At 64.7% G+C, this 11,696-nt stretch carries 12 protein-coding genes; 7 read left to right on the top strand and 5 right to left on the bottom strand.

The annotated features are described in order from the left end of the window. Positions 1-9 precede the first annotated feature (9 nt). The 5 genes from B5V03_RS24630 to B5V03_RS24650 are packed head-to-tail and all read right to left on the bottom strand — an operon-like array spanning position 10 to position 4,255. Complete coding sequence (locus B5V03_RS24630; RefSeq protein ID WP_129272969.1) at positions 10-768, bottom strand: ABC transporter permease; 759 nt, start codon at positions 766-768, stop codon at positions 10-12. Then, positions 765-1,580 (bottom strand): ABC transporter permease, encoded by an 816-nt coding sequence (locus B5V03_RS24635; protein ID WP_129272970.1) that lies wholly within the window; start codon positions 1,578-1,580, stop codon positions 765-767. Before B5V03_RS24635 ends, B5V03_RS24630 begins: the two co-directional genes overlap by 4 nt. Further along, a complete protein-coding gene (locus B5V03_RS24640) occupies positions 1,577-2,593 on the bottom strand; it encodes an ABC transporter substrate-binding protein (protein WP_129272971.1) in 1,017 nt (338 codons plus the stop codon). Before B5V03_RS24640 ends, B5V03_RS24635 begins: the two co-directional genes overlap by 4 nt. A gap of 22 nt (positions 2,594-2,615) precedes the next feature. After that, on the bottom strand, positions 2,616-3,395 hold the full coding sequence (locus tag B5V03_RS24645) for a class II aldolase/adducin family protein (protein ID WP_129272972.1): 780 nt from the start codon (positions 3,393-3,395) through the stop codon (positions 2,616-2,618). After that, positions 3,392-4,255, bottom strand: coding sequence for an ABC transporter ATP-binding protein (locus B5V03_RS24650; protein ID WP_129272973.1), 864 nt, complete (start codon positions 4,253-4,255; stop codon positions 3,392-3,394). The genes B5V03_RS24645 and B5V03_RS24650 overlap by 4 nt, the downstream gene beginning before the upstream one ends. Positions 4,256-4,518: 263 nt before the next feature. Between B5V03_RS24650 and B5V03_RS24655 the strand changes: the two genes are divergently transcribed. The 7 genes from B5V03_RS24655 (at position 4,519) to B5V03_RS24685 (ending at position 11,478) form a co-directional block, all read left to right on the top strand. Continuing rightward, positions 4,519-5,196 carry a GntR family transcriptional regulator gene (locus tag B5V03_RS24655; RefSeq protein ID WP_206736187.1) on the top strand — a complete coding sequence of 226 codons (678 nt, stop codon included), beginning with the start codon at positions 4,519-4,521 and terminating at the stop codon, positions 5,194-5,196. 69 nt (positions 5,197-5,265) lie between these two features. After that, positions 5,266-6,045, top strand: a complete 780-nt coding sequence (locus tag B5V03_RS24660; RefSeq protein ID WP_129272974.1) for an SDR family oxidoreductase — start codon at positions 5,266-5,268, stop codon at positions 6,043-6,045. Positions 6,046-6,052: 7 nt separating this feature from the next. Further along, on the top strand, positions 6,053-7,198 hold the full coding sequence (locus B5V03_RS24665) for a pyridoxal phosphate-dependent aminotransferase (protein ID WP_129272975.1): 1,146 nt from the start codon (positions 6,053-6,055) through the stop codon (positions 7,196-7,198). Positions 7,199-7,209: 11 nt separating this feature from the next. Then, positions 7,210-8,091 carry an alpha/beta fold hydrolase gene (locus B5V03_RS24670; protein ID WP_164988253.1) on the top strand — a complete coding sequence of 294 codons (882 nt, stop codon included), beginning with the start codon at positions 7,210-7,212 and terminating at the stop codon, positions 8,089-8,091. A 4-nt stretch (positions 8,092-8,095) separates the two neighbouring features. Next, on the top strand, positions 8,096-9,349 hold the full coding sequence (locus B5V03_RS24675; protein ID WP_129272977.1) for a Zn-dependent hydrolase: 1,254 nt from the start codon (positions 8,096-8,098) through the stop codon (positions 9,347-9,349). Positions 9,350-9,357: 8 nt separating this feature from the next. After that, entirely contained in the window at positions 9,358-9,888 is a 531-nt protein-coding gene (locus B5V03_RS24680) for a flavin reductase (RefSeq protein WP_164988254.1), read from the top strand. Between the two features lie 117 nt (positions 9,889-10,005). Further along, positions 10,006-11,478 (top strand): PLP-dependent aminotransferase family protein, encoded by a 1,473-nt coding sequence (locus B5V03_RS24685; protein WP_245502333.1) that lies wholly within the window; start codon positions 10,006-10,008, stop codon positions 11,476-11,478. The last annotated feature ends 218 nt before the right edge of the window (positions 11,479-11,696 follow it).

Consider the following 11,696-nt stretch of genomic DNA (forward strand, 5'->3'; position numbering starts at 1 on the left):
TTCCTGGCGTCATGTCCAGAACAGGATTTTTCGTTCGAGAAAACCGATCAGGCCGAAGAAGGCGAGGCTCGCCGCGGACGCGACAAAGATCGCCGCCCAGACCTGGACGAAGTCGATCTGGAGCACGGCCTGGTAGATCACCCAGCCGAGGCCGCCCTGGGCGCCGAGCATTTCGGTGACGATCGCCACGATCACGCTGCGCACCGTGGAGACGCGCATGCCGGAGAGCAGCAGCGGCAGCGCGGTCGGCAGGCGCAGGCGCCACAGCACACCGAAGCGGCTGGCGCCAAAACTCTTCATGAGGTCGACGGCGCGGCGATCGACACGGTCGAGCCCGGCCAGCATCGACAGCAGGATGGTGAAGCTCACCGCCATCGCCACCATCACGATCTTCGAGCTTACGCCGATGCCGAACCAGAGCAGGATCAGCGGCGAATAGCCGACCACGGGCACCGAATTGATCGCGGTCGCGAACGGCAGGATCGCGCTGCGCAGCGCCGGCACCAGGGCGATGGCAACGGCAAGACCGATGCCGATCAGGCAGCCGAGCCCGTAGCCGACCAGCGCTTCGAGCAGGGTGTAGCCGGCGGCATCGATGAGCGTTACACGTTTCGACCATAGGCCCGCGAGGATGTCGCTGACGGCTGGGAGCACATAGGCCGGCAGGTGCAATCCACGCGCCGCGCCTTCCCAGCACGCGACCAGGAGGACGGCGCCCAGAATGCCGCGCTGGACCGCGAGCGAAGGTGAGGCAAGGGCGCGGCTCATTGCTCGGCGTTCCAGAACACGAGCCTGCGCTCGACCGCGGCGACCACCGCATAGAAGCCGGTGCCGAGCAGGGCGGCGGCGAGCAGGGCGGCCCAGATCGCAACGACGTTCTCGGTGAACATGGCCTGGAGCAGCAGCACGCCGAGCCCGGTGGTGTCCCCGAACCATTCGCCGACAATGGCGCCGACGAGGCTCAAGGATGCCGCGAGCCGCAGCGCCACAAAAATCTGCGGCAGCGCGGTCGGAAGCTGCAAGCGGAGCAGGAGCTGGCGGCTAGAGGCGCCGAAGCTGCGCATCAGGTCGACCTGCCTGGGATCGACGGTCTCCAGCCCCAGCAGCGTGTTCACCGTGACCGGAAAGAAGGTCAGATAGAACGCGATGATCGCCTTGGCGAGCAGGGTGTTGCCGAACCACAGCACCACCAGCGCGCCGAAGGCGATGACCGGAATGGTCTGCGACACCACGAAGATCGGAAAGATCATCTCGCGCAGCGGGCGGACGCGGAAGAACACGACTCCCATCAGCACGCCGAACGCGCCGCCGGAGGCGAAGCCGATCAGCGTCTCAGCCAACGTGCGCAGGAAGCCGTCGACATAGGCCCGAGGTGTGGCCGCCATCGCCATCAAGATGGTGCTGAGGCGCGGCAGATAATAGGGCCGGATGCCGAACAGCAGCACCGCGCCTTCCCAGATCACCGCCGCAATGGCGAGGCCGAGCAGAAGCCGGATCAGCTTGCGCATCGAATCCGGCATGGCCATCGACCGCGCAGCCGCGCGGCCGTCACCTAGCGATGTCGCGGCAGGGCTGCTCACGGCAGCCGGTCCGCCGCCGGGATGCTCTGGATGAAGCTCGCGTCATAGGCGGCTGCGAGATCGACCGGCTTGGAGATGACGCCGTATTTCAGGAAGAAATCGTGGGCGGTCTTGACGGCGTCAGTATCGATCCAGAACAGGCCGTTCTTCGCTGCCGCGCCTGCGGTCATCAGACGCTTCACCTCGGTCAGCATGAACTCCTGCTGCGCGCGGTCGAGCGTCGGGGCCGTGGCCATCACGGTGTCGACTGCGCCCTTGGGATCGGAGAACGCATCCTTCCAGCCCTTCAGCGAGGCGCGCAGGAACGCCTTGACGAGCTCCGGCTTCTCCTTGGCAGTTGCTTCGGCCACGATCAGCGTATCGCGCGGGAAGGTGATGCCGTAATCCTCGGCGACGAAGGTCTTCAGGCTGTCCTTCGGCATGCGCGACTGGATGGTGTAGAACTCGTTGTAATAAGTCGCCGTGATGACGTCGACGTTGCCGTCGACGAACGGCGTCACCGAAACCTGCTGCGGCTGGATTTTCAATTCATCCGGCTTGATGCCTTCCTTGGCCAGCATGCCGTTCAGCACATGATTGGCGCCGGTGAACCAGGTGGTGACGGTCTTGCCTTTGAAGTCCTGGATCGTCTTCACCGGGCCGTCCTTGCGGGTGACGAAGATGAATGGCGTGATCTGGTGCGAGACGCCGATGCAGACGATAGGCAGCCCCTTGTCGCGCGCCGCGAACACGCTGTCGGTGCCGCCCGACAGGCCGAATGTGTCGGCGCCGGTCGCGACCAGGTTTTCGGTCAGCAAATTGGGCCCGCCGGGATTGATGGTGAGGTCGATCCCCTCGGCCTTGTAATAGCCCTTGGCTGCCGCGACGTAAAAGCCTGCGAACTGCGCCTGCGGCAGCCATTTCAGGCGCAGGCTCGCCTTCTGCAATTCGGCTGCGGGTGCAGCCGTGACGAGGGAGCCGGTCGCCAGTGCGATGGCGGAGAGGACGGAGAGGGCGTGGCGTCGGCTCAACATGGTCATACTCCAGGCGGTGAAATCAATTGCGATAGGATGGATCGGTGCGGTCGAGCTGGCGCATCAGCGCCGGCCATTCGCGTTCGCCGGGCACGAGGATGTCGCCCTGCAATTCCCAGAATTGGCGGGCGGCTTTCTCGCAGACCTCGTGCGGCGGCATCACCAGCTTGGCGCCTGAAGCCGCGGCGGCTTGCATCTGGAGCTGGATCCGCGCGGCGCGCTCGAAATAATAGAGCAGCATGAAGGCTTCGCCCGGCGTCCGGCCGACCGTGAGGATGCCGTGGTTGCGCATCAGCATCACCTTGTGCGGACCGAGATCGCGCACGAGGCGGACCTGCTCGTCGAGGTCGATGGCAACGCCTTCGTAATCGTGGAAAGCTTGTCTGTCGTAGAAGCGCATTGCGAACTGGCTGAGCGGTAGCAGGCCCTTCTCCTGCCCCGAGACCGCGACGCTCGCGTCGGAATGGGTGTGCAGCACGCAGGCAGCGTCGTGGTTCGAGGTGTGGATCGCGGCATGGATGACGAAGGCTGCGACATTGACGGCCTGCGGCGTGTCGTCGAGCTTGTTACCCTTGGTGTCGATCTTGACCAGGCTCGATGCGGTGATCTCGTCGAACAGCAGACCATAGGGGTTGATCAGGAACTGATCGTCATGGCCGGGCACGCGCGAGGAGATGTGATTGTAGATCAAATCGTCCATGCCGAGCCTGGCGACCATGCGATAACAGGCCGCGAGCTTGATGCGGGCATCCCATTCCGACGGATCAATCCCGCGCGGTTCTCTCGCTGACATCGCATTCACGGCGTCTTCTCCTGCGCGATGGAGGACTGGAACGATTTCATGCTTTCCTCCTCGATCGCATCGAGCAGCGTGCGCTTGAGGCGCACGAATTCAGGGGAGGTGACGATCTCGGGCCGGCGCGGGCGAGGGAGGTCGACGACCTGTTCGAGCTTCACCGCGCCGGGACGCGCCGTCATGACCAGCACGCGGTCGCCGAGGAAGATGGCTTCGTCGACGTCATGGGTGATGAAGAGGATGGTGCGGCGGTATTTCTGCCAGACGTCGAGCAGCCAGCGCTGCATCATCGCCCGCGTCAGCGCATCGAGCGCGCCAAAGGGCTCGTCGAGCAGCATCAGGTCGCGCTCGAACAGGAAGGTCCGCATCAGGGCGACGCGCTGGCGCATGCCGCCGGACAATTGATTGGGATATTGCTTCTCGAAGCCGGCGAGGCCGAACTCGGGCAGCATCTTCAGCGCCTTGGCGCGCGCCTGGTCGCGCCTCATGCCCTCGACCTCGAGCGCGAGGATGGCGTTGTCCACCACATTGCGCCAGGGAAACAGCAGGTCGCGCTGCGGCATGAAGGAGACGCGGCCGAGTAGATCGGCGGAATGGCAGCTGTTGCCTTCGAAGCGCAGGATGCCGCCGGCATCAGGCTCCTCTAGTCCGGCGACAATATTAAAGAGCGTGCTCTTGCCGCAGCCGCTCGGGCCGACGACGGTGACGAATTCGCCGGGGGCGATGGTCGCCTGAAGTCCCGAGAGCGCCGCGACGGCGCCGAAGGTCTTGTTGATCGCGCGCAGTTCGAGCAGCGGCTCAGGCTTGCTCTGAGCCTGCGGCGCTTCGGTCGCCGGTCCGGGATGGGGGAGGCGGGCAGCCTGCACCGGGATGTCCTTGTATAATGGCGGCGGCCATTCGCATACGAAAGCGGACCGCGTCGAAATCTCTTAGCAACTCGTGTGCCAGCGCGATTTCGATGCAAATCAGGCATAGGATTTGCGAGGTCGACGGCGAATAGGCCGGCGCCGCGCGCATCTCCGCACGAAAATCGGTCGTTTCGCTGGAATGTTAGTGCCGTTTTGTATACATATATTGATGTTGGAGAAACATGATGGCGGATATTGGTGCACATAGCGGAGGCAGGCGCGTGAAAAATGGGCATGAATCCCTCGCCACGAGCCCCGGTGTGACGCTGGCCGAGAGCCTGCGCCAGAAGCTCGAAGGGGCGATTGCGGCGGGTCATCTCGAACCCGGCAGCCGGCTCGACGAGCAGGAGATCGCCCAGCGTTTTGGTGTCTCGCGCACACCGGTGCGCGAGGCGTTCCGCCTGATGGCCGCCAACAATCTGGTCGAGCTGCGGGGCCGGCAGGGCGCGACCGTCCGCAGCATCAAGGCGCAGGCGCTGATCGAGATGTTCCAGGTCATGGCGGAGCTCGAAGGTCTCTGCGCGCGGCTCGCCGCAAGGCGCGTCTCCCAGGCCTGGGGAGCCGAAATTGGCGAGATTCACCAGCGACTTGTGGCCGCAGGCGAAACAGGCGACATTGACGTCTTCTACGACATCAACCAGGAATTCCACGAAGCGATCTACGAGGCCTCGCGCAATAGCTTCCTCGCAGATCAAACCCGGAAGCTGCGCAATCAGGTGGCGGCCTATCGCCGCCGGGTGACGCGGATGCCGAACCGGATCGCCGACACCGTCAGGGAGCACGAGGCAATCATGCAGGCGATCCTGGCCCATGATCCGGAGCGGGCTCACAGCGCCATGCGCGACCACGTCAACCTGCTCGGCGACAACCTGTTGGACTTTCTCGCCGCCTTCGAATGACCGTCCCCGGTCGTCTGGTATGCAAATTGCTAGACATTGTATATCTGGCTTGCATTCTGGAGACCCCGAGTGGACCTGAAGCTGACGAACAAGACCGCGCTGATCACCGGCGCGTCAAAAGGAATTGGTTTGGCGGTGGCCGAGCTCTTCGCCGCGGAAGGGTGTCATCTGCATCTCGCCGCCCGCAACGGCGAGGCCATGCTTGAGGCCAAGAAACAGCTCGAAGCCCGCTTTGGCGTGAAGATCACCATCCACGCGCTCGATTTGTCGAGCACTTCAGCAATGGAGAAGCTCGCGGCCGAGGTCGGCGACATCGACATCCTCATCAACAATGCCGGCGACATCCCCGCGGGCTCGCTGGAAATCCTCGACGATGCTGCCTGGCGGCGCGGCTTCGATCTCAAGGTGTTCGGCTACATCACGCTGTCGCGCCTCTATTATCCGCGCATGAAGGGCAAGGACGGCGTCATCCTCAACATCATCGGCAATTCCGGCGAGAACTGGGACGCCAGCTACATCGCCGGTTCGACCGGCAATGCGGCGCTGATGTCCTTCACCAAGGCGCTCGGCGGCCGCAGCCTCGACCACGGCGTGCGCGTCGTCGCAGTCAATCCGGGACCGGTTGCCACCGACCGCATGCTCAAGATCATGAAGCGCAAGGCGATCGACATGCTCGGCGACGAAAGCCGCTGGGAGGAGCTGTTCGACAAATATCCGGGCAAGCGGCCGGCGACGTCGGAAGAGGTCGCCGATCTCGTCGCCTTCCTGTCCTCGCCGCGGTCCGGCTACATCACCGGCACCGTGGTGACGATCGACGGCGGCATTGCTGCGCGCGGTTCGGTGATCTGAGGCGCCAATGTCTGGAGTGCAATCCGCGGCGCTGGTCCGCAACCGCTATTTCGACGAGCTCTCGGCGACGCCGGGGCTGTATTGGCTCGGACAGAACACCAACCATATCGAGAGCCATCCCGCCGTGCGTGAGGCGATGCTGCGCTCGATCGAGGCGGGCGAGTTCAACGCCTATGCCCCGCCGCTCGGCTTCGAGGCGCTGCGTGCCGCGATCGTCGCCGACCTCGAGACGCCAGGCGCCGAGGCGCTAGTGACCGAGGGCGGCGTCAACGCGCTCGCCATGATCTGCCGTGCGCGCTGCAAGCCCGGCACCACGCTGGTGACAACCGATCCGACCTGGAAATGGCCGTGCCTGTTCGCGCGCCAGCAGGGCGCCGAGGTGATCGAGATTCCGATCTACGATCCCGCCTGCAACTACCGCCTGACGCCGGAGGCGTTGAAGGCGAATGTCGATGAACGCACCGCTATCATCTATCTCGTCGATCCCAACAATCCGCTCGGCATTCGCTATACGCGTGAAGAGATCGAGAGCTTTGCCGCGATCGCGCGCGATTGCGGCGCGCTGCTGGTGCACGATTGCACCTACCGCGATTTCGCCGACGGCCACACCCCGGCGCTTCACGTCGCGCCGCAAGGCACGGTGGTCTCGACGAGCTTCTCGAAATGGCTCGGCCTTGCGGGCTTGCGGATCGGGGCGCTCGTCGCGGCGCCCGATCTGTTCGAGGAACTGGCGCAGACCTCCACCAGCGTGCTCGGCGCGAGCGTCATCGCCCAGCGCGCGGCGCAGGCGGGCTTGTCGGTCAAGGCCGAATGGATGAAGAAGGTCCGCAGCACCGATCGCGCCAACAAGGCGATGATCCAGGAGGCGGCGGTGGGCATCGAAGGGCTGGCGCTGCCGATCATGCCCTCGCACGGAAATTTTCTGGTGCTGGAGACGATCGCGGCGGGCATCCGCCCGGAGGCGCTGGTCGAGTGCTATCTCCGCCAGGGCATCATGATCCGCCAGGGCACGTATCACACCCAGCGCTTCGGCGACCGTTTTGTGAAGATCAGCACCTCCGTGCCGCAGGCGTGGGTCGAGAAACTCTGCACGCTGCTGCCGGACATGGTCGCGCAGGCGCGCACGCTCAACGACCTGCCGCCGCAATTCTAGGGACGATGCCAATGACGACGATCACAGCGAAAGACGGTGTGAAGCTCCATGTGGAAGAGGCGGGCGAGGGCACGCCGATCCTCTTCATCCACGAATTCGGTGGCAATCATCAAAGCTGGGAGCCGCAGCTGCGCTATTTCAGCCGGCGCCACCGATGCATCAGCTACGCCGCGCGCGGCTATCCGCCGTCGGACGTGCCTGACAGCGTGGAGGCCTATTCGCAGGCGATTGCTGCGGACGATGCGGTGGCCGTGCTCGACGCGTTCAAGATCGAGAAGGCGCATATCGTCGGACTGTCGATGGGCGGCTTCTGCACCGTTCATTTTGGCCTGCGCACGCCGGAGCGCGCTTTGTCGCTGACGGTGGCCGGCGCCGGCTATGGCTGCGAGAAGGAGTTCGAGGAGTATTTTCGCGGCGTCTCGCGCGAAGTCGCCGACAATTTCGAGAAGCAGGGCGCGAAGGAATTTTCCAAGGTCTATGCGCTCGGTGCGAGCCGGGTGCAGTTCCAAAACAAGGATCCGCGCGGCTGGCAGGAATTCGCGGATCGCCTCGCCACCCATTCCGATCGCGGCGCTGCCAACACCATGCGCGGCGTCCAGGCACGGCGGCCGTCGTTCTACGATCTCGAAGACGGCCTGAGAAAGATGATGGTGCCGACACTGGTGGTCGTCGGTGACGAGGACGATCACTGCCTCCAGCCCGGTATCTTCCTGAAGAAGACCCTTCCGGCCTGCGGCCTCTCGGTCTTCCCCAAGACCGGCCACACGCTCAATCTGGAAGAACCGGCGGCGTTCAACGCGCTGCTCGCCGAGTTCATCGCCCAGGTCGAGGCCGGGCACTGGCTGCCGCGCGATCCGCGCGCGCTGCCGGGCCAGATCATGCGCACGAAGTAGGTCGATGGCATCGGGCACCCTGATCAACCGGGATCGGCTCTGGACGCGCTTGATGTCGCTTGCCGAGATCGGCGCGACGCCGGCCGGCGGGGTCAATCGTCAGGCGCTGAGCGACGGCGAGATCGCCGCCTGGCGCCGCGTGATCGGTTGGGCGGTTGAAGCGGGCATGACGCCGTCGACGGATGCCGCGGCAAACCTGTTCCTGACGCTGGCCGGCCGCGATCGCGCCGCGCCACCGTTTCTGCTTGGCAGTCATCTCGACAGCCAGCCGACCGGCGGCAAATTCGACGGCGCGGCCGGTGTGATGGCGGCGTTGGAGGCGGTCGTGTCACTCGCCGAGCAGGGCGGCACACCCGCGCGCGATGTCATCGTCGTTGCCTGGATGAACGAGGAAGGCTCGCGCTTCGCCCCGGGCATGATGGGCTCGGAGGCCTTCACCGGGGAGCGCGACATCGACGCGATCCGCGCCGCGCGCGACGCAGACGGCATCACCGTCGGCGAAGCGCTCGATCGCTTCCACCAGGCCTTCCCCGACCTGCCGCACAGGCCGCTTGGCTTTGCCGCCGGGGCCTATCTCGAACTGCACATCGAGCAGGGACCGCTGCTGGAGGCGGCCGACCGCACCATTGGGGTCGTCACAGGTATTCAGGGCAAGAAGACCTTTCAGGTGGTGGTCGAGGGCGCCGAGGGCCATGCCGGCACGCTGGCGCAGTCGGAGAGGCGGGATGCGCTCGCGGCCTTTGCCCGGATGGCCTCAGTGCTCCATGCCGAGATCGGCGCCATCGATGCCGACATCAAATTCACCGTCGGCCGGGTTACGGTCATGCCGAACGCGCCGTCAGTGGTGCCGTCGCGTGTCAGCTTCAGCATCGATCTGCGCCATCCTGATAATGCGGTGCTCGATGCCGCGGGTGCGCGCATCATGGCGCTCTGCCGGGAACACGCTCGACCATGTGCAGTGACGGTGACGCCACTGGTCGATGCGCCGTCGAACCAATTCGATCCGCGCCTGCGGGCTAGCATCGCGGAAGCTGCGCGTGAGCAGGAGCATCCTGCGATGCCTATCCTCTCGGCTGCCGGTCACGACGCCCGCCACCTCGCAAAAATCTGTCCGGCGGCGATGATCTTCATTCCGTGCCGCGACGGCGCCAGCCATGTCGAGCACGAATGGGCCGAGCCTGATCATGTTGCGGCCGGCGCCTCCGTTCTGGCGCAGGTGCTGCGCGGGCTCGCGCTTGCGCCTGCGATCGAGGCGTGAGGACGCTGATGCAGGACGTCGCCCCTCAGGATTACCGTGACGCGATGGCCTGTCTCGGCGCGGCCGTCAGCATCGTGACGACCGACGGCAGCGCGGGCCGCGCCGGATTTACTGCATCGGCAATTTGCAGCGTCACCGACGATCCGCCGACGCTTCTGGTCTGCATCAATCGCGCCTCCTCCGCCTATGCCAGCGTGACGCGCAACGAGGTGGTGTGCGTCAACGTGCTTTCGGCCCGTCACGAGCAACTGTCCCGCTTGTTCGGCGGCAAGGTGCCCGCCGACGAGCGGTTTGCCGCGGCCAATTGGTCGACACTCGAAACTGGTGCGCCGGTGCTGGCCGATAGTGCCGCTGCGTTCGACTGCCGGATTACCGATATCGTCAATGTCGGGACGCATGACGTGCTGTTCTGCCGGGTCGTCGCGCTGCAGAGGTCCGGCTGCACGGACAATCTGATCTATTTCGGCCGCGCCTACCACACGATCGGGGTGACCGATCCGGCGGAGGCTGGACCCGACTCCACTTCTGGCCCATCCTGAGGCGATGCCGGCGGATATCGCCGCCCGTTCCAACAGCCGCTCCACGCGATGGACAATAGCCGTCAACCGCACCAGCGCGTATCCCTTGCGGGGATGCATATCGACCGGACCTCGGCCATGCCGCTGCATTTGCAGATCGCGGCCCACATCCGTGGCTGCATTCTGCGTGGCGCCTTTCCGGCCGGAACGCAGTTTCTGGGCTCGCGCGAGATCGCGCGGGAATTGGGCTGCTCGCGCACGGTGGTGCTAACCGCGTGGGATCTGCTCTATGCTGAGGGCTATCTTGAATCGACGCCGCGCGGCAGCGTCATGGTGGCGTCCGTCGCGACACCACATGTCGAGCCTTCGTCCGCCAAATTGCCCACGGCCAAGCCTGCGCATATGTCGGAGCGCTGGCGATCGCTGCTCGCCTTCGACTACGAGACCAACTGGCCGTCGGAGTTCAGTCCTGGTGCGCCTGACATCTCGAGCTTTCCTTTCAAGGACTGGTCGCGCCTGCTGCGCCAGAGCTGGCAAAATCCGCGAGAGCAGGAGTGCCTCGACCTTCCGTCCGAGGGACATCCGCGGCTGCGGAGCGAGATCGCGAACTTCCTCGGCTCGGTCCGCGGTCTGGTCTGTTCGCCGGAGGAGGTCGTGGTCACCTCGGGCACGTCAGGCGCACTGGATTTTTGCGCCCGGATGATCCTCGATCCCGGCGACGAGGTCTGGGTCGAGGAGCCCGGTTTTATCGAGGCCCGCTTTGCGCTCACGGCGACCGGCGCAAAACTCGTCCCGGTTCCGGTCGACGACAAGGGGCTGGTCGTTTCGGAAGGGATCAGGCGCGCGCCGGGCGCGCGGCTGATCGTGGTCACGCCGTCGCACCAATATCCGCTCGGAATCAGCATGGGGCTGGAGCGGCGGCTCGAGCTGCTCGACTGGGCCGACAGGAATGACGTCTGGGTGATCGAGGACGATTACAATTCGGAGTTCAGGCATCAGGACAGCATGATCGCGTCGTTGCGCTCGCTCGACCGCGAGGGGCGGGTGATCTATTTCGGCACTTTTTCGAAGATCATGATGCCGAACCTGCGGCTCGGCTACATGGTCGCCAACAGGCATTTCATCGACGGCTTTTCCAAGGGCCGCGCGCGAATCGACGTCCATACCTCCGGCATCGGGCAACTTGCGCTGGCCGAGTTCATGCGCGAAGGGCATCTGCTGCGGCATCTGCGCGGGATGCGGCGGCTCTATGCCAGCAGGCGCAAGGCGCTGATCGACGCAATCGCGGCCCTGATGCCCGATGATTTGACCGTGTCCTCCGCCGTCACTGGGCTGCATCTGGTGGCGCTGTTCACCGACGCGATGCAGGCGCGGATGAGCGACCGCGAAGCGGCAGCCATCCTGAAACAGGCCGGCATCCATGTGCAGCCCTTGTCGCAGAATTTTCTGGAAGCGCCGACCCGTCAGGGATTGGTGTTCGGCTACGGGCGGCTGCATGTCGAGGACGCCGCGCCGCTGCTTGCGAGAATCGCGGCTTGCATCGGCAGCGGCAACGCACCGTCCGACGTGGCAATATCCTCTCTTACTGTTCGTACAATAAAGAGAAGCTGAGGCGACCGGCATGCATAGCTCATAGGCAGGCGGATATCCCTCAGAGCCGTTCGATCGCCTGCAAATTAGACAGGCGATTTGGGGCGCTCCGATTGCACTGCAGCGGGCGTCACGATTTGCGCGGAGAAATCCGTGGTGCGCCGCACTTTTCGTGCGTGGACCAGTCCTCGTCGGCGTGCTCTCTGCGCGGGCACCGCTGCACCAAAACGTGCAGCAGG

Origin of the sequence: Bradyrhizobium betae (assembly GCF_004123905.1) — a bacterium.
In the GTDB taxonomy this organism is placed as follows: domain Bacteria; phylum Pseudomonadota; class Alphaproteobacteria; order Rhizobiales; family Xanthobacteraceae; genus Bradyrhizobium; species Bradyrhizobium betae_A.